Origin of the sequence: Pseudoalteromonas sp. P1-8, from assembly GCF_001399985.1 — a bacterium.
In the GTDB taxonomy this organism is placed as follows: domain Bacteria; phylum Pseudomonadota; class Gammaproteobacteria; order Enterobacterales; family Alteromonadaceae; genus Pseudoalteromonas.
This window is the reverse complement of the sequence record NZ_LJSO01000005.1, coordinates 130,973-149,223: the sequence shown is the minus strand read 5'-3', so window position 1 is coordinate 149,223 and position 18,251 is coordinate 130,973. Positions and strand designations below refer to the sequence as shown.

Sequence of the window (18,251 nt, the reverse complement as noted above, 5' to 3'; positions counted from 1 at the left end):
AGTCGTTACCTGATTGAAATTGCGCATTTTGAGTTTAGTTGATAGCTGTCACTTTAAAGGTGTTTTGATAGAGCAACTGTTGGTTTGCTCCCATTACATCTAGTGTCCACGTACCTGGAGTCGATGTTTCATCTAAAGTGCGGTAGGTAGACCATTCATCAAGAGGGCTGCCCCATAAAGTTTGGTAATAAACATTTTCATTTTCTTCAGGAGAGCTTGGTTTGAAGTGCCATTTGGTAAATATAACCAAGCGATCCTTACGATTATCAATACCCTCGCGGTTCATTGAAAACTCGATTCCAAAGCGCTGTTTTTCGTTCAGTGTATATGAAAATTCCGTATTTTCATTGAGTTGCTCGACACTAGAACGGCCATTAAATTTTTCAGATAAAACTAGTTTAAATAATCCAGCCCGCTCTAACTCTAAAATCGCATTTGGATAATCAAGTCCATACAGTTTTTTAATTATTTTCTGAAGCCTTTCTCGTTCTTGAGTCGAATATTGACCTTCCAGCATCAGCAGGGCTATCTGCTCTCTAACTTCTCCGTTTGAGTTACTGCCAACTTTTTCAGCATACTCTTCTATTAAGCTTAAACACTTTTCTGTATTTCTAAATTTAATATCAGCAATGCAATTGACTACTGCTAAGTTAAATGCGTTTTTAACAGTTTGCTCTTTATCATAAAGTTCTTGAGAGTACTTTTGAGCTTTTTTGAAGTCAGGCTCCACAAGTAAGCTGTAGGAATAGATAAAACTTAGTCTTTCTTTTGCATTCTCATAGCCTAATTCCGCCGAGCGGCTGTAATACTCAATAGCTTTTTTAATATCAATAGGCCTATTATCGCCACGATGATAATAACTACCGACATTAAACATGGCTCGATCATGATCTAAGTTGGCAGCTAATTGGTAGTAGTCAAAGCTTTCTTTTTTACGATCAGTTTCTATAGTCTTACTGTCAAAAGTATCTGCTAACAATATGGCATCACGTTGAACCGCTTTCTTTTCTGATTCAGTATAATTAGTCAATGTACTGTTTAGATTAAGTTTTCTTTCAAGAAAGTCGTTAGCTAAAGCTGCTTCTACTTGATCGTAATACCAAATCTGATGGCCATGCCCTGAACGCTCGAAAAACGCTTTTTCAACATCATGACCTAAACGCTTTAAAACATAGTAAAAGCGATTACTTTGCTCAAAGCCCGATATTTCATCTTGTTTACCAGCAATAATAAGAACTGGGGCTTTTAAAGATGTAGCCTGATAGACGGGGGAAATATCTTTTAAATCTTGGCTATATTCACCAACCGTACGTTCTATAAGCTCTTGATAATCTTTAGTTAAAGCGATATTACTTGCGTTATAAAGTAGAGGTAAGTCATAAATACCAAAACTTGCAATCACGCATTCATAAATATCAGGGTGTTTAATTGCCAGCATCACCGCAGAATAACCACCATAGCTTGCGCCAATAGAGCAGGTATGTTTAAAGCTATATTGTGAACGAATATGTGCCACTGCGGCAGAAATGTCTTGTTCGATAAGGTTACCAAATTGACCAACACCGCTTTCTAAAAATTCTTTACCAAACCCTGCTGAGCCTCTGAAATTAACACGTAAAATAGTAAAGCCTCGAGAGGCAAGGTATTGCACTTCAGGGCTAAACTCATCACTTTCACGAATACCTATTGGGCCACCATGTGGCATCACTAATAATACCTGCTTATCGTTGTTAATAGGTTTGGTTAAGTAACCTTCTAGGTTAGTTCCATCGTAGGCTTTAAAGTTAAAAAACGTTGTTTTAGCGTACGTTGCGTCTTTATTTTTGGCGACAGAAAACAGTAACTCCATGTGATTTGTTTCTGATTGGTATAAATAGTATTTGCCAGGTACGGTGGCTGAGTGACTGAATAAAATTTGTGTCTTACCATCGATAGAGCTATCAACCCAAAAAAACTGTTCGTCTCCTAAAGCTTCCGCAACTTTGCTATGCAATTGCTCATAGGCGTCAATAAAATAATCGGTAGTATATTTACCATGCTTGATATACGAGGCAGCAATAAGTTTACCATTATCATCAAGCTCAGCGGACTGAATGTCATATTTTGGGTGCTCATAGAGTGTGTCGGTGATTTCTTGTGTGTTGATATTAAAAAGGCTCACCTGGCTCTTATCGGTATTTTTGTTGGTAATGACGGCAAGGTGATCTTGGTCTGTAAATCCAACTGGTAAAAACTGATAATCTGCGTCAGTGAGTGTAAAAAGTGGTATCCACTTATCACTCCCGATAACCTTATAGAAAAACTGTAAACTCTTTTCGTCTTCATCAAATTTTGCAGTAAAAAGCTGCTGTTTGTGCTCGTCAAAGAAGTAGCTATAGGCACCTTTTAAACCTTTTTCTATAGGAGTATAAGAGCTGTAATCATTACTGTATAAAGCTGTTAAGGGCACTTGATAAAGCAGTGTGTTTTTCTTATCAGGTTTAGCAAATAAGATATGTTCAGGATCACTGAGTAACCTATCTACGATGTAGCCTTTTGCTTTAACTCTATGCTGTTCAATTTTTGGTTTTTTTTCGCCTTCAATAACATTCACGACGACTTCAAAATCGTGACTATCGCGACTTTTTACACTGATAAAAATATCATCGTCTGTTAACCATTGATAATTGTAAAAATCATTATCCTTGTCGAGTTTGACGATATAGTACATTTTCATCGAATCCATATCGATGATATTGAGAGTTTTGGTTTTGTCTTCCTGCGCTTCTAAAAAGCTGATCCAACGGCCACTGGGCGATACTTTAACTTGGCTTTGATCGGGCGAATACATTAAGTCTTCACTCGATAACATTTCAGCATGCAAGGGAAAAATAAAAAATAATAAGATAAGTAGCTTTTTCATTATTTTGCTTCCTGCTGCGAAAATGTTTGTTCCAAATAATCAAAGAATGAGTCTTCGCCGGGGCCGCCATAATTTAGCGAGCGACCGGACAAAATCGTTGGGAAGTTTTGTTCCATGTATTGCAGTGCTTCAGAACTACGGTTTTCTAAAACAATATGAGAGCGTGTGTTCCAGTAACCTATAGTTGTTATGTCTAAATGGCCAACATAATTAACTTTGTTAGGGGCAAGTGTGAATTGCCAACTTTCTTCATCGTTATCAAATTTGAGAAATGAGTAATGACTTAAGTTCAAGCGTGTGATGGTGTAATCACCCAATGGTAGATTCGCTAAAATATAATTGCTACCACTTCGAATGTCCTTAGCCGTAAGAACAAGCGATTTTGGACCATCAATATAAATGGCTTTTAAACTGCGGTTAGTTTCAATGCCAATCAGTAGGTAGCCTTCATCGGCTTTAGATAGTGTGTCTCGGTCTTCTTTTATGTTGGTAACTTTAGATGCGCATGCACTTAACAAAAGCGCACAGCTAAGCAGCAATAAACTTCTCATTCCCTTGTATCTTATTGTTGTTATTTTATTAATTTTAAAATACTCAAAAATCGGAACTATGTGAAGCACAATTTGTGAATGAGTGTGAAAAGAGTTGAGTTGCTAGGCGTGAAATTTCTACACGCTAAACCAGAGTGGACAAAGAGAATGATGAGCCGTCAGATTTCAGCTTTCAGTTTGAAAACCAGAGTATCTAGCTACGAGAGTAAAGTTAGCAAGTCAAATCACGTGTCCGATACAAATGTGAATTGAGGTGTGGTAGGCGTGAAATTTATTTCGCGCGAGGGTGTTTTATTTGTGTGGTGGTTGAGACGCGCTAAGCAAGCGTGACACCTACGGTGTAGGAGGCGTTTTAACGCCGAACAGCTTTACTTTATTCACGGCTAAAGCCGCTCCCACGTTTTTTGATGTAGGTGTGAAATTTATTTCGCGCGTTATCTTTTTATATTGCGCGATGTAAAATCGCGCCTACAATCTGACCGCTGACCGCTGACCGCTGACAACTAGGTATTTTTAACTTTCCTGCTCAGCTTCTTGCTGTGCTAATTTTTCGCGTTCTGCCTTTGAAATATATGCCGGTTTATTGCTTTTATGCAATTTTGCATTGGCACGCTTATCTTTTTGCTTAAGTTTAGTGAAGATCTTTTTTCTGCGGTTCATGAGTCTAACAAACGAATTAATAGGGTGAGTGGCTATTGTACCTTGTTGGTATTTTTAAGCGATCTATTTTGCTTTAATTAGAGATGTTATGTCGGCGTTATAAGCGTTACAATCAAGGCGACTTTCTAAAAACCTTGTTAAACTCTGGAGCTTATCTTGAAACATTCATTACTTGCTGCATTTTTATTAAGTGCTTTCTCTAGTCAGGCTGCTGTGTCTGAGCAAAGTGAAAAGCTGGCTAACTACGCGGTAGAGCAATATCAACAAGCGCAAATTCATACCTTAGAGAATTTAGTTTCGTACCCAACGGTAAATAAAGAAGGTCTAGCGACTCCAGATAACCCAGATTTCATTGGCTTTAAGTCGTTCTTAAAAATGAAAGCGGCGCAGTTTGGTTTTGATTATCAAGATTTAGGCTACACAGTGTTAATTGGCATGGGTAACCAAGCTGAAAAAGTAACCATAGTAACCCATGGTGATGTGCAACCAGCAGATGCCAGTAAATGGCAGCAAAGTCCATTTAAAATGGATAAAACCTCTGAGCCAGGAAAGCTAATTGCACGTGGTACAGAAGATGATAAAGGGGCAATTGCGACTGCACTGCATGCAATGAAGGCGATCAAAGACAAGGGTATTACATTAAATAACCGTATTGAATTAATGGTTTACCTTGCAGAAGAGTCTGATTGGGCACCACTCGAAGAGTTCATGAAAACCTATCAGCAACCTAAATACGCAGTCACTATTGATGCTTCATACCCTGTGGTTGTTGCAGAAAAAGGCTGGAGCTTAATTGCCCCGACTTTCTCAGCGACCTCAGCACAAACAGGCTTATATGTTAGTGACTTAAAAGGCGGCGCCTTTGTTAGCCAAATCCCTGAAGATGCCAGTGTGTTAGTACATAACGCTGATGCGGCAACTGTGGCTAAATTGCACGATAATGTCGCTAAGCTCAAAAACGTCAAAGTGGCGATGACTGAGCAAGACAATGGCTTGTTAGTCCAAGTGAAGGGGATTTCAGCGCATTCATCTGAGCCAGAAGCGGGTGAAAATGCCATTGCGCACCTTGCAGAAATCTTTAAAGGTATTGATCTTGAAAACAATAGCGATGGTCAAGCAGTTGAGTTTATCAATCAGCTAATTGGCCTTGATTTATACGGCGCGCAATTCGGTGAAATTGGTTATAAGCATGACTTTATGGGCCCGATGACTGTTTCGCCAACCTTATTAAGCCGCGACGGTAACGAGATTAAACTGTCGATTAATATGCGTCGTCCGGTAGGTAAACAAGAAGCGGTGCTTAAGCAGCAAATTAATGAAGCGCTTAGCGCTTGGCAAACCACTAATGGTGTTACGTTAAAAGACACTAAAGTGGTAATTGGTACGCCAATGCTGTTAGATGGTGCGCCTCATGCAGAAGCATTACTCGATATCTTTAAGCACTTTACCGGCGATAAAGACGCGGGCTTTGTGTCAATTGGTGGTGGCACAAATGCTAAGCTGTTTGATAATGCGGTGTCATTTGGTCCATCAATGCCAGGTAAAAAGTACACAGGTCACTCAGAGCATGAGTTTATTACTGAAGAGCAGTTAGCACTGAACTTAAAAATGTACACTGCAATGATGATTAAGCTAGGCAATATGTAATTCTATAAACTGAAAACGCCGCTTTATAGCGGCGTTTTTGTTTAAAGCTGTTGGCTCATATCAGTTTAAAACTGGGCAACAAACTTAAGGTTATAAAGTTCAGCAGAGTCGCTTTCAGTGTAATTAGCGGTTAAATAGTATTTATCATTAATAAAGTACTTGCCTTGTAAAACGAGTTCAGAATCATCCAAACCTGCGCCTATGGCATAGTGATCGCCGAAGTAGTAGCTGATCATGGCATTGCTTGCTGAATCATTAAGGCTGTCTTGGTGGCCAACATCGACAGTAATGTAATGGCTACCGCTTAAATGATTAAAGTATCTGGCAGAGACATTCCAAACGTCGAGTTCATCATCTGTTTCTGCACTAAAACCAAGGTAATCCTTATCGTTGATTTGGAGGTTATACTGCGCTTTCAAGCGGAAATAATCATCACCATAGCTACGCACATCCCTATTTATAGAGACTTTTAAGGCATCGGCAAATAAGTAGCCAATTCCTAGCGTGTAATTGTCTAAATCCCTCACATCCCTCATATCGGCTACAGCAAACCAGTTGTTCAAAAAATACTCGCCTGATAAACCAATATCGTTGTAATAGTCTCCTCCTGAGTAATTCACTCGAAAGTTTGTATCTGTATCTAGGTAACCATAATCATCGAGCACACCCGAGCTTTGCTGCTCCTCAAAGTAGTAATGGCTTACTAATTGATAACCATCAAAGTCATAATAGTCATTATTAATATGAGTGTATTCGATACTGTTGAACCATTGTTTACTTACTTGTTGTTCTGTGGCGATTGAGCAGTTTGAATAAGCAAGTGTTGCAAGAGCGATCGGGGCTAATTTTTTAATCATACATATCCTTGTTGTATTTGGTTTTGCTTCATCAAGATAATACAACAAGTAAGTATTTACATTGTAATAAAGTGTTGTGGGTCTGTTAGTTTGTGAAAAGGCCAAGCAGTGCTTGGCCTACAGAGATTAATTAAGCGTTGTGGTGAGTGATATTTCGGCATTCATCAGTTTAGAAATAGGGCAGCCTTGCTTAGTTTGATCACAAAGTTGCTCAAACTTTTCGCTCGAAATTTCTTTTATCTTTGCACTAACATCAAGTGCAATGTGACTCACTTCGAAGCCCTCATCAACTTCATCAAGACTCACTGTTGCTTTGGTCGTTATGTCGTCAGCGACAAAGCCTGCTTCAGTTAGTGCAAGCGATAGCGCCATGCTAAAACAGCTACTGTGTGCCGCTGCAACCAGCTCTTCAGGGTTAGTGCCCGGCTTATCTTCAAAGCGAGTGTTAAAGCCAAATGGCTGTTTCTCAAGCGCGCCACTTTGACTAGAAATATAGCCTTTGCCAGATTTAATATCACCAGACCAACTCGTATGTGCAGATTTTTTAATCGTCATCGTCATCTCCTTTGTAAATTATTTCGACAACCGTGAAAGGCTTTCAGGGTTTTGTGCCGAAAACTGTGAGTTAACGATATAAGTGCAACTTAAACGCCAATATTTCTTTTTGCTTCACGCTTGCAACGTTCTGAGCAGTACTTTACATGCTCCCAGTCACGTTGCCATTTTTTACGCCACATAAATGGCCTGTCGCAAACGGGGCAGGTTTTGCTGGGTAAATTAAGCTTTTTATGAGCCATGGCGTTGTCTTTTAAGGCTTATCACATGCTTATTCAATACGGCTTTTGTGCCACGCTTTACATCATCACGTTCTCGAAATGACCATAATCGCTCACGTGCTGCTTTGGCTGCATGTTCAATATCTACCATAGGCTCAGGGTAGTCTTCGCCGAGTTTAAAGTTATTAAATAAGGCCTCCATTGGCGGCTGTTGCCATGGCTGGTGGAGATCTTCTATGGGTAAGTTTTTAAGCTCAGGGCACCATGTTTTAATAAATATGCCATCTGGGTCTTTATCTTGAGATTGCTTTATTGGGTTATACAAACGAATCGTGTTGGTTCCTGTGACCGATGCTTGCATTTGGATTTGTGGGTAGTGAATACCAGGCTCAAAATCTAAAAAATAACGCGATAAAATAAAGCTGACTGATTGCCAATGAATGTTCATATGATGAGTCATAAAGCTGACTAACATAGCGCGCATTCGAAAATTAATGTAACCCGTTGCTGCTAGGCAGCGCATGCACGCATCAATAATGGGAATACCTGTTTGACCTTGCTCAAAGCGTTTTAAGTGCTCTGCAACGAGTTCATCATCGCGATAAGGGTAGTGCTTGTAGCCCGCATTTTGCGGTGCAAACTCCATGCTGCATTGAGTTTCGAATTTTTGCATAAAATGGCAATGCCAGTGAAGCCTTGACTCGAAAGCATGTAATGAGCGACGCCAGCTTAAAGGCTGCTTTGCTAAATAGTATTTAAGAGTTTGATAAACTTGTCTGAGGCTCAAGTTGCCAAAGGCTAAGTAAGGCGAAAGCCTAGAGCATGAATCTCTACTTTTGGAAGGACTCGAGATACCATTTTGGTAGCTCTTTGCACGCTCTTCTACAAAGCTCTGTAGGCAAGCTCTGGCTGCATGAGGGCCACCATATTGAAACTGCGGGTCGTGCTTTAGAAAATCATCAGCACAGGTTGCTGCTTGGTAATTATGAGGCTGCACTGCATTAAAGGCTTGCCAATTTGGCGTTACAAGACGTTGGTTCATCACACCATGCCAATGTGTTTGCCAATCAAACTGTTTAGGTCGTGCTCGTTTTACACCTCCAAGTGGCGTTTCGTGCCAAGGAATTACTTTGCTGTCTAGCCAGCGTTTGACCTGTTTATCTCGCTCAAAGGTATTGTAAAGACCTATTTCTTCATGACTATAAACCCCTGCAATATCAAAATCTTCACTAAGGGTTTCTAACAAGGTAATCATTTCTTGATTATAAATGGCGATTTCAGCGTTATATTTTTCGAGCTGTTGGTTGATGTCTTTAAGTGACTGAGCAACAAAACGCCAGTGCCTAAAGCTGTAATGGGGGTCTTCGAGTAATAGGGGCTCAAAGTTGTAAATAAGTAAGCAAGGCAGCTCTGATGCAATTGCACTGGCAAGTGGCTGATGATCAGATAGTCGTAGGTCACGTTTAAACCAAACAAGATTTACTTTTTGTTTTTTTGAGCCTGCCATAAACGTGGAGTTGAAAATTGCTTTGATGATTATACGTAGCAAGTCACAACTTAGATTAATTACTAAAGCAATCCACAAAGTTTCCACATTTGTAGCATATTGCCCACACACTTTTGGATGGTATTCAGATTATGCTTACGGTCAACTGAATGACATAAGAGGTTCGCTATGAAGCAATTATCTGCACTTTCTGTTTTAGCTATTTCGTTGTTAGCCACAGCGCCCGCTTGCTTTGCTCGCGACCATCAAGGCGGTCCACCCCAGCGACCTGACTTTGCATCGATTGATATAGATGGCAATGGGGCGATTGATTTTACTGAGTTTAGTGAACAGCCTATGCCTGTAGATATGCTGCAAACCATTTTTAATGACATGGATGCTGATCAAAATGGTGAAGTAACTGAAGACGAGTTCAACAACCATAAACCACCAAAACGTAAGGAAAATCAACGATGATCAACAGTGTTTCATCGGGTGCGAATTTTCAGCCCATGCAACGACCTCAAGCAGAGCCGTTGACCAGTGAACAAACAGAGTTAATGAATGAAACCTTAGCTCAGTTTGATCCTGAAAACTTAACTGCAGAAGATGCACAATCTATTATGCAGACATTTATGGATGCGGGTATTCAACCGGGTCAAGAAATGGAAGCAATTATGGCTGAAGCTGGCTTTGATGCCGCTGAAGTCGGTGAATTAGGTCGTCCTGAAGGTGAGCGTCCGCCTGGTCCGCCACCACCGCCGCCAAGTGGTAATTCACTTGAGCAGGTTGATAGCGAAGAAGTTGTCAGTTATTTAGATGAGTTGTTAGCGCAATATTCTGATCAACTGGGAGAAGAAGATAAAGAAGCAATTCTAGCCTCTGTGCAAGAAAAGTTTGGTTTATCTGAAGGTGATTCGCTGTTATCGGTCACAGCGTAAATCACAAAGCGGTCATGATGACCGCTTTTTTATATCTAGCTTTATTAATCACATATTAAAGTGACGCGGTGAAAGCCTTTATTTCGTTTTGTGCAGCTTCTAAGCTTTGATCTGCACCTGGCATTGCAAGGCCTTCAGCGTAAATAAAGTTAACATCAGTCATACCCACAAAACCAAGTACATCTTTTAAGTATTTAGTTTGTGTATCCATCTCTGTGCCTTGATATACACCACCACGGGCAGAAAGTACCACTACTTTTTTGTCTTTAATTAAACCTACAGCGCCTTGCTCTGTATATTTAAATGTAATACCAGCACGAGCAATACGATCAATCCAAGCTTTGAATGTTGATGGAATACCAAAGTTATACATTGGCATACCAATGACAATCAGTTCGTTATCGTTAAGTTCAGCAATTAAATCGTCAGAAATTGCAGCAAGTAGCTTTTGCTCATCGCTACGTTCGTTTGCATCAGTCATCCAAGCAGCCATTTCTGTCTGCGTTAAGTGAGCAATCGCATTGTCGCTTAAATCGCGAGTTGTTACTGAAATTTGTTGGTTGTTAGCAAGCTGCTCAACAAATAGTTGGCTAAGCTTGGTTGAATTACCTTGTTCACCATTTAAAGATGAATTTAACACAAGTACTTTTTTCATCATGTCACCTAAGAAAACTGAAGTTGTGCAGTTATTATAATTAGCAAAAAATAAATTAATAATGCTATTAATCGAGTGTTACGTTCGTTTTAAACGAATGGAAGAGGTGTCTAATTTTTTTGAATTAGTCTTTTTTTGTAATTTAATGTTACTATTGCCGCGACAATAAAAAAGAAATGGACTTTATTATGAAGTACTTACTGCTTACTCTTTTTGCAGTGCTGAGCTTAATGCCTCGTGCTGCTGAAAACACACAACTCCCTGTAGAATCATTCGCCTCTTTACGCGCTTTTAGCCAAGTAAAATTTTCGCCAAATGGTAAAAATTTATCGTTTATTCGAAATGTAAATGGTGAGTTGGTTTTAATGGTTTATAACCGTAAAACTAAAGAAGCTGATTCTATTATTCGTTCAGATAATCATACTATTTTCTTCGATTGGTATGAATGGGCAAATGATGAGGTACTTCTTTTAGGTGCCCGCTATATTCAACGCCAATTTGGCGGCCCTAAATATACCTCTACACGTTTATATGCATATAAAATTGGTGGTGATGGCAAGGCGAAACTGGCTATAAAGCCTAACTTTAATCGTGATGAACGCCAACCGCAATTTGGTGATCAGGTAATCAGCTTTTTACCCGATAAAAAAGATAAAATTTTAGTTCAAGGTGATTTTGATGTTGCCAATGCCCCTGGCGTGTATGAACTTGATTTAAGTACACTTCGTAAGAAAAAAATTCAGCGCTCACGTAGTAAAGTGATTGATTGGACAGCAGACCGCCAAGGTAATGTGCGTATTGCCCTAAAAATGGATGAAGACGAATTTGAATATATTCTTTATGACGAAGATCGAGATAACCGTAAAACGTTATTCAAATATAAAGCATTTAGCCCTGATGTAGTGACTGTTTTGGGCTTCGATAAAGACCCTAATATTCTTTACTTCAAAGCTCTTAAAGATGGCTATGATGCGCTTTATAAAATGGACCTAACGACCATGAAAAAAGAGTTAGTGTTCAGCGATGATAATTATGACTTCGATGGTCATATATTCTATTCATCTCTTACAGGTGAAGTAGCAGGGTTTACGCACTCTCAATTAGATGAGGGGATCCGTTACTGGGATGAAGATTTAAACAACCTTTATAATGGCTTACGCGCTGTATTGCCGGCAGATAAGTTTGATATTGATATTATTGATACTAGTAAAGAACAGCGTCAATATGTGGTTTACGTTTCAGGTGAGCAAATCCCTGGTACCTATATGTTGGGTGACCGGGATTCTAACGAATTAACTGCATTTGCCTCGGCATTTCCAGATGTTGATGAAACTGTTTACAGTGGTAAAAAGAAAATTAGTTATAAAGCTCGTGATGGCTTAACTATTGAAGGGTATTTAACTCTACCTGTGGGCTACAAAGAAGGTGATAAGTTACCAACAATTGTGTTCCCGCATGGTGGGCCAATGGCTCGTGATTACGCTGGTTTTGACTATTGGACTGCGTTACTTGCTTATAATGGTTATGCAGTACTGCAACCAAACTTCCGTGGTTCAAGTGGCTATGGGCATGAATTTGAGATGGCTGCAGTTCAAGGTTTTGGTAAAGAAATGCAAGATGATTTGCAAGATGCGGCGAATTGGCTTGTTGAAGAAGGTATCGCTAATAAAGATAAAATTTGTATTGGCGGGGCAAGTTATGGTGGCTATGCTGCATTAATGGCAGTGGTTAAACACCCTGAAACATTCAAATGTGCAGCAAGCTTTGCTGGCGTTACTGATCTTGAGCGTATTGTTAGTAAAGCGCGTTATTTCACTAATAAAGAAATTGTGCGTAAGCAATTTGGAACTGATGGCGATAAACTAGAAAAAGTGTCGCCTGTTAATTTTGCAAAGCAAATTAATCGTCCGGTGCTATTGGTTCATGGCTCTGATGATAATGTAGTGCCTGTTTATCATAGTCGTGAAATGGATGATGAACTTAAAGACGAAGGCAAAGATGTTACTTATATTGAGCTCGAAGATGGCGACCATTACTTATCGCACCAGCCGTATAGAATTAAAACGTTAAAAGCGTTTTTAGAGTTCTTCGATAAGAACTTGAAAAACTAGAATTAGCAAAGAAAAAGGCGACCTAGGTCGCCTTTTTTAATACCTGATTCTGCGTCAATTTTATTTATAAGCTAATTCAGCATCAATATTGCGCATTAAGTTGGTAACCCAATTGATATATTGGCGGTGGATTTTTTTGCCATTGTAATCAAGGTTTATCGAATCTTTGTAATCAATAGAATATTCTTGCTCGTTAAACGTAATATCAACGCGTAATTGGTGTTTACGAATATCAAGTTTACCTAAGATTTGGCCTTCGGCATTTGAACGACACGTCCAGCCTAGTTTCATACATGCTTTTAAAATATTGGTTTTGATACTTTCAAGGTCATGTTGGCCAGACGCCATTTGCGGTACAGGGTTTGCGTCAAAGTTACGAATAGGCACACTGGTGCTACAAGCAGAAAGTGTAAGTAGCGTAAGAAGTGCAAGAGCTGCCTTTTTCATAGTAAGTCCTTTTTGGAGATAAAATCAGCGCGATTATGCGCTTTTTTTACTGCATGGTCTAGGCATCGGGTAAAAACCACGCACTAATTGCACCAAGTAAGCCTAAGATACTGTAGAAAAAAATTAACTCAGCAGTCGTTAAGTAGGTATTTAGTAAGCCGACGCTACCTAGCAGTAATAATATAACTCCGATCACCGTATTACTAACAGAGACATAGTCAGTGCGCTTGTTTCCTTCAGCCATATCAACAAGGTAGGTTTTACGACCAAGGCGAACCCCTTGATGAGCTACGGTGAGTAAAAAATAACAGAGCGGTAATAGCCAAAATTCATTGAGCGTTTGTGGGCTCAGATAAGCAACTAAATAAACGGCGAAACCGTTGAGGGTGACGAGCATTGCAGCAAACACTAATACCTTGCGGCTCGATAAATCACTTAGTCGACCCCAGATAGGCGCAGAGACTAAGCTGGCAAGCCCAGAAAGCGCCATAAACGTAGCAAGTAGTGAAAAGTCGAAAGCCTGTTCACTAGCAAGAACGATATAAAACGGGGCGCTCAAAGCAGAACATAGCAACAACGCACGAGTGATAATAAAGTGAGCAAATTGTTTATCTTGGTAAAGCAGTTTTAATTTTGATAAAGCATGCAGAAAGCCGTTTTCAGCGCCCTCGGTTGCACCCTTGTATTCTTGAATGCGGCTATAACTGAGCGCTGCAAACAGCCACATTAAAGCGGCCAGCATTAAAGCAACATACACCCCATTTTCATAGCCAAGGCTTTGTAGATACCATAAACCAAGACCAAATGTGAGCGTTGCAAATCCTGCAAAACTCGCAGCAAGACCGCTAATGCTGCCTCGTTGTTGTTTAGGTATGACCTTGCCTAATACATCTTTTGCAGCAATGGAATTAAAGCCACGAGCAAGGCTAAAGATAATCAAAATAGCGATGATAGCAAAACCTGCCGTTGCACCTTGAAGTGTTAAAGCACAAATAAGCATGCCTACAATACACAAGGCTTGCACTATGGCGCCAATCACCCAAACCCACTTTCTGACAGGCAGCCTACGAATAGCACTTGCGATGGCCAGTTGTGGCAACATTGAGCCTGACTCACGAATAGGCACAAGCCAAGCAATAAAACTACTTGGTACATTAATGCTCTGTAAAAGCCAAGGCAGGGTCACTTTAGGGTTTAACAGGGCATCTGCAAACTTACTAAATAGTTGGCTTACTAATAAGGTAAGAAAATTGCCGGGCACTACTTTACAAGCAGCTTCATCAATTGCTTTGCAGGCACGGGCATCCTCGGTGTTACTGAGGCGTTGGTAGATATCTTCTTTACTGAGCTTTTGCATACTTTTTATTTTTATGAAAAAGGGCATTTAAGCCCTTAAAAATCTTCCTTAGAGTGGCGCTCTGCTAACTGCTCAGCTTCATCACCCCATGTTTTGTTTACTCTGCGACCTCGTTTTACAGCAGGGCGGCGCTCAATTTGTTTTGCCCAGCGCATCACATGACTATATGACTCAACATCTAAAAACTCTGCCGCATCATATAAATTGCCAAGTGCCAAGCTGCCATACCAAGGCCAAATAGCGATATCGGCAATTGAATATTCGCTACCAGCCATGTAGTCATGGTCGCTTAAATGGCGGTTTAATACGTCTAACTGGCGTTTTACTTCCATGGTGAAACGGTCAATTGGGTACTGCATTTTGAATGGTGCATAACTATAAAAGTGACCGAAGCCTCCGCCTAAGTAGGGGGCAGAGCCCATTTGCCAAAACAGCCAATTACGACATTCTGTTTTACTGGCGTGATCGCTTGGGATCAGCGCATCAAATTTCTCAGCCAAGTATTGTAAAATTGCACCTGACTCAAACACGCGAGTAACGGGCGTGGTACTGTGGTCCATTAAGGCTGGGATTTTTGAATTAGGGTTAACACTGACAAACCCTGAAGAGAATTGATCACCATCGCCAATTTTAATTAAAAATGCATCGTAGTCAGCTTCATCAATACCAAGCTCTAATAGTTCTTCGAGCATGATAGTCACTTTTTGGCCGTTTGGTGTCGCAAGTGAGTAGAGTTGGAGATCGTGTTTACCAACGGGCAAGTCTTGCTCGTGGGTTGCACCTGAGACCGGACGATTAGTCTTCGCCCATTCACCACCGTTTTCTGCATCCCATTGCCACACTTTAGGTGGCGTATAACTGTCGGTATTACTCATTGAAACTCCTAAATTGTGCTTTAATGAATGTCATTACTAGACTACCATCCTAGTTGATCAGATAGAGCAAGGGAAGTACAGTTATTAATTATGAATAACAAGGAGGATGACATGAAAAAGCATGGTTTAGCCATTGGCCTTGAGCGAACTGGCACGACTTTTTATCTCACAATTAAAGTAGTCGGAAAGCTTACCCACGAGGATTATAAAACTCTCACTCCTCTTATAGATAATGCTGTAGCGGCAGTTCCGAGTGCAAAAATAAGAGCCTATGTTGATATTACTGAGTTAGAAGGCTGGGAGTTACAAGCGGCGTGGGATGATTTTAAGTTAGGCCTTAAACATAACAAAGAGTTTTGCCGTATAGCTGTGCTTGGTAATAAAAACTGGCAACAAGTGGCAAGCAAAGTGGGTAACTGGTTTATCAGTGGCGAAGTGAAATACTTTGAAGACCTGATTATTGCCACTGAGTGGTTACACGAATAAGGAGTTAAGTGATAGAAAACAGTCAATTAAAGGTGGCGACGTTTAATTTATATAATTATTTATCGCCACCTGACGCATTTTATGATTTTCAGCGCATTTATAGCGCTGAGCAGTGGGCCAAAAAGCAGCGCTGGTTGGCTGATTACCTTAAAAATCAGCAGCCAGATATCATTGGCTTTCAAGAAGTGTTCAGTATCAATGAGCTAAAACAACAAGTTAACGCAGAGGGTTACCCCTATTTTGCAGTCGTTGATGAGCCAACGGTGATTGATGACTTTATTTATCGCGATCCGGTTGTGGCTATTGCCTCACGCTATAAAATTGTTGCTGTCAGTCAGGTTGAGGCAGAGCAAGATGATATTTTAGCGATGGGCTTGAGCGATAATTTTAACTTTAGCCGCAGTATTATTCGCGCGACACTTGAAGTACCTCACTTAGGACACGTCGATTGCTATGTAGTGCACTTTAAATCTAAGCGCAGCATGCTCCATCACCAAGAGGATGAAAGCCAAAGCGAACAGCAAAACTTAGTTATGCAGTTAAAATCGCAAGTTCTTGGACGCTGGGCATCAAGCATGCAGCGTGGCAGTGAAGCAGCGCTGTTACTCGTAGAAATCATTAAGCGCAGAGCGCACACTAATAACCCTGTGATTGTGATGGGGGACTTTAATAATGAGTTACACGATGGCGTGCTTAACCATTTAATCGCTGACCACCTTCGTTTTAGCGGTCATAGGCAAAATAGCCCATCTCGTTCAGAGTTTAAACTACAAGATAGTTGGCAACTCTATCAGCGCCATGTTGTCACCGAGAACGACAGAGAAGCCACCCACTATTTTGGCAGTAGCAGCTCAGTATTTGATTATATTTTGTTATCCCGTGAGTTTGATGCCGGGTTTCAGGGTAGCTTTTTTGAGGTGGTTGATTATCACACCTATGATCAGCACTTGATCAACCCCCAGTTTGCCTATGATGATCAAAGTACCGACCATGGCGTTGTGATGGTGACAATGAAGTTGAGAGACTAGAAGCTAATAGCTTTCAGCTTTCAGCTTTCAGTTTAAAGCTTAGGTCTCTTTTGCTTATCACGCTTTGCCATAATATAGCCGATGAATGCGCCGCTAATTGCGCCGAATAAATGGCTTTCGAATGAAATATGAATGCGCTGCGGGAAGACACCCCAAATCAGGCCGCTGTATAACACAACAACCGCAATACTGATTAAAATGGCTTTGAATGAGCGGTGCATAATGCCGTAGCTAATTAAGTAGCCCCATAAACCGTAGATAACACCACTTAGTCCTACATGAATATTGCTGCGGCCAAATAGCCATACTAATAACCCACCAATGAGCGCTGTGCCTGCAAACACCAGCCAAAAGCGTTTTACGCTAAATTGGCAAACTAGCCAGCCGAGAATCGCAAATGGCACTAGGTTACTAAAAAGGTGTGCCCAGCCACCATGTAAAAATGGCGCAAAAAACACCCCCGATAAACCAGACATTTGTCTTGGCAAAATACCTAAGCCGTTTAAGTTTATGCCGGGTAGGGTATTAATTATTTGCAGTACCAAGCACACCAGCATAATGCCTAAAATTGCGAATCGCTTACTACTAATAGGAGGAATTTTGACAGCTTTTTTTTCAGTCATGATGAGAAGCTCTTAAATCAATGTGACCGAATGAGTATAACTTATTAAAAGTGAAGGTAAACACCTTGATATGCAAGGTGTTTACTAAAGGTCTAGGGCATGTTGACTTATTTTAACCTAATTTGGTTAATAGTTTTTTCGCAGCAAGCTCTGAACTTGCAGGGTTTTGCCCTGTGATTAGTAGGCCATCTTCAATCGCAAGCTCGCCCCAATCATCGGTTTTTTGATACTGACCACCTTGTTTGATTAGCTCATCTTCAACAAGTAATGGCACAACATTGGTAAGTTGTACGGCGTCTTCTTCTGAATTACTAAAGCCGGTTACTTTTTTATCAAATACCACAGATTTACCAGCTGCATTTTTCGCATTCAGTAATACTGCACTGGCGTGACATACTGCACCCACTGGCTTCTCTGAATTAATAAATTGCTCAATTAAGCTAATTGAATCTTGGTTATCAACTAAGTCCCATAGCGGACCATGGCCACCAGGGTAAAATACCGCATCAAAATCATCGGCTTTAACTTCAGCCAGAGGTTTAGTGTTAGCCATTAAAGTTTTTGCCGCACTGTCTTGCTCAAAACGTTTTGTGGCATCGGTTGCTGCATCAGGGGCTGCACTGTTTGGATCAACCGGAGGTTGGCCACCTTTAACAGAGGCTAAAGTTACCTCTACACCAGCATCAATAAAGGCGTAGTAGGGCGCCGCAAATTCTTCAACCCAAAAGCCTGTTTTATGGCCTGTATCGCCAAGCTCATCGTGTGAAGTGAGTACCATTAAAATTTTCTTAGCTGACATAGTGAATCCCTTTTTGTGTATTAAACATCGTTGATAACACTATAGGGGTG

The 18,251-nt window shown here is 40.5% G+C and carries 19 protein-coding genes; 6 read left to right on the top strand and 13 right to left on the bottom strand.

Annotated elements, in window-relative coordinates:
* Window positions 1–34: 34 nt before the first annotated feature.
* The 3 genes from AN213_RS09100 to AN213_RS20060 form a co-directional block, all read right to left on the bottom strand.
* Entirely contained in the window at window positions 35–2,902 is a 2,868-nt protein-coding gene (locus tag AN213_RS09100) for a prolyl oligopeptidase family serine peptidase (protein ID WP_054561978.1), read from the bottom strand.
* Window positions 2,902–3,453, bottom strand: coding sequence for a hypothetical protein (locus AN213_RS09095; protein ID WP_054561977.1), 552 nt, complete (start codon window positions 3,451–3,453; stop codon window positions 2,902–2,904). The genes AN213_RS09100 and AN213_RS09095 overlap by 1 nt, the downstream gene beginning before the upstream one ends.
* A gap of 513 nt (window positions 3,454–3,966) precedes the next feature.
* A complete protein-coding gene (locus tag AN213_RS20060) occupies window positions 3,967–4,113 on the bottom strand; it encodes a DUF2986 domain-containing protein (protein ID WP_064971746.1) in 147 nt (48 codons plus the stop codon).
* Between the two features lie 156 nt (window positions 4,114–4,269).
* Here AN213_RS20060 and AN213_RS09090 point away from each other — a divergent pair, with 156 nt between their 5' ends.
* Window positions 4,270–5,760 (top strand): dipeptidase, encoded by a 1,491-nt coding sequence (locus AN213_RS09090; protein ID WP_054561976.1) that lies wholly within the window; start codon window positions 4,270–4,272, stop codon window positions 5,758–5,760.
* A gap of 65 nt (window positions 5,761–5,825) precedes the next feature.
* On the opposite strand, the gene AN213_RS09085 is transcribed toward AN213_RS09090, so the two are convergent.
* From AN213_RS09085 to AN213_RS09075, 4 genes are all read right to left on the bottom strand, one after another.
* Window positions 5,826–6,617: a putative porin gene (locus AN213_RS09085; RefSeq protein ID WP_095209725.1), complete on the bottom strand. Its 792-nt coding sequence runs from the start codon at window positions 6,615–6,617 to the stop codon at window positions 5,826–5,828.
* A gap of 126 nt (window positions 6,618–6,743) precedes the next feature.
* On the bottom strand, window positions 6,744–7,172 hold the full coding sequence (locus AN213_RS09080; RefSeq protein ID WP_054561975.1) for an OsmC family protein: 429 nt from the start codon (window positions 7,170–7,172) through the stop codon (window positions 6,744–6,746).
* Between the two features lie 89 nt (window positions 7,173–7,261).
* Window positions 7,262–7,414 carry a DUF2256 domain-containing protein gene (locus AN213_RS20055; RefSeq protein WP_082401584.1) on the bottom strand — a complete coding sequence of 51 codons (153 nt, stop codon included), beginning with the start codon at window positions 7,412–7,414 and terminating at the stop codon, window positions 7,262–7,264.
* Window positions 7,404–8,900, bottom strand: coding sequence for a cryptochrome/deoxyribodipyrimidine photo-lyase family protein (locus AN213_RS09075; RefSeq protein ID WP_054561974.1), 1,497 nt, complete (start codon window positions 8,898–8,900; stop codon window positions 7,404–7,406). The genes AN213_RS20055 and AN213_RS09075 overlap by 11 nt, the downstream gene beginning before the upstream one ends.
* Window positions 8,901–9,068: 168 nt before the next feature.
* Here AN213_RS09075 and AN213_RS09070 point away from each other — a divergent pair, with 168 nt between their 5' ends.
* Entirely contained in the window at window positions 9,069–9,356 is a 288-nt protein-coding gene (locus tag AN213_RS09070; protein WP_054561973.1) for an EF-hand domain-containing protein, read from the top strand.
* A complete protein-coding gene (locus tag AN213_RS09065) occupies window positions 9,353–9,820 on the top strand; it encodes a hypothetical protein (protein WP_054561972.1) in 468 nt (155 codons plus the stop codon). Before AN213_RS09070 ends, AN213_RS09065 begins: the two co-directional genes overlap by 4 nt.
* Window positions 9,821–9,875: 55 nt before the next feature.
* On the opposite strand, the gene AN213_RS09060 is transcribed toward AN213_RS09065, so the two are convergent.
* Window positions 9,876–10,475, bottom strand: coding sequence for an FMN-dependent NADH-azoreductase (locus AN213_RS09060; RefSeq protein ID WP_054561971.1), 600 nt, complete (start codon window positions 10,473–10,475; stop codon window positions 9,876–9,878).
* Between the two features lie 188 nt (window positions 10,476–10,663).
* On the opposite strand from AN213_RS09060, the gene AN213_RS09055 reads away from it, so the two are divergent.
* Window positions 10,664–12,586, top strand: coding sequence for a S9 family peptidase (locus tag AN213_RS09055; RefSeq protein WP_054561970.1), 1,923 nt, complete (start codon window positions 10,664–10,666; stop codon window positions 12,584–12,586).
* Window positions 12,587–12,646: 60 nt separating this feature from the next.
* On the opposite strand, the gene AN213_RS09050 is transcribed toward AN213_RS09055, so the two are convergent.
* From AN213_RS09050 to yghU, 3 genes are read right to left on the bottom strand one after another with little or no spacing between them, the layout of a single operon-like run.
* Window positions 12,647–13,033, bottom strand: a complete 387-nt coding sequence (locus tag AN213_RS09050; RefSeq protein ID WP_054561969.1) for a hypothetical protein — start codon at window positions 13,031–13,033, stop codon at window positions 12,647–12,649.
* A 58-nt stretch (window positions 13,034–13,091) separates the two neighbouring features.
* On the bottom strand, window positions 13,092–14,417 hold the full coding sequence (locus tag AN213_RS09045; protein WP_235576258.1) for an MFS transporter: 1,326 nt from the start codon (window positions 14,415–14,417) through the stop codon (window positions 13,092–13,094).
* Window positions 14,418–14,425: 8 nt separating this feature from the next.
* Window positions 14,426–15,265 (bottom strand): glutathione-dependent disulfide-bond oxidoreductase, encoded by an 840-nt coding sequence (gene yghU / locus AN213_RS09040; protein ID WP_054561967.1) that lies wholly within the window; start codon window positions 15,263–15,265, stop codon window positions 14,426–14,428.
* 111 nt (window positions 15,266–15,376) lie between these two features.
* On the opposite strand from yghU, the gene AN213_RS09035 reads away from it, so the two are divergent.
* On the top strand, window positions 15,377–15,751 hold the full coding sequence (locus tag AN213_RS09035; protein ID WP_054561966.1) for an STAS/SEC14 domain-containing protein: 375 nt from the start codon (window positions 15,377–15,379) through the stop codon (window positions 15,749–15,751).
* An 8-nt stretch (window positions 15,752–15,759) separates the two neighbouring features.
* The gene (locus AN213_RS09030) at window positions 15,760–16,779 is read left to right on the top strand and encodes an endonuclease/exonuclease/phosphatase family protein (protein WP_054561965.1); all 1,020 of its coding nucleotides are present in this window, start codon (window positions 15,760–15,762) and stop codon (window positions 16,777–16,779) included.
* A 32-nt stretch (window positions 16,780–16,811) separates the two neighbouring features.
* On the opposite strand, the gene AN213_RS09025 is transcribed toward AN213_RS09030, so the two are convergent.
* Complete coding sequence (locus tag AN213_RS09025; RefSeq protein WP_054561964.1) at window positions 16,812–17,402, bottom strand: rhomboid family intramembrane serine protease; 591 nt, start codon at window positions 17,400–17,402, stop codon at window positions 16,812–16,814.
* Window positions 17,403–17,514: 112 nt separating this feature from the next.
* Window positions 17,515–18,201, bottom strand: a complete 687-nt coding sequence (locus AN213_RS09020; protein ID WP_054561963.1) for a type 1 glutamine amidotransferase domain-containing protein — start codon at window positions 18,199–18,201, stop codon at window positions 17,515–17,517.
* Between the last annotated feature and the right edge of the window lie 50 nt (window positions 18,202–18,251).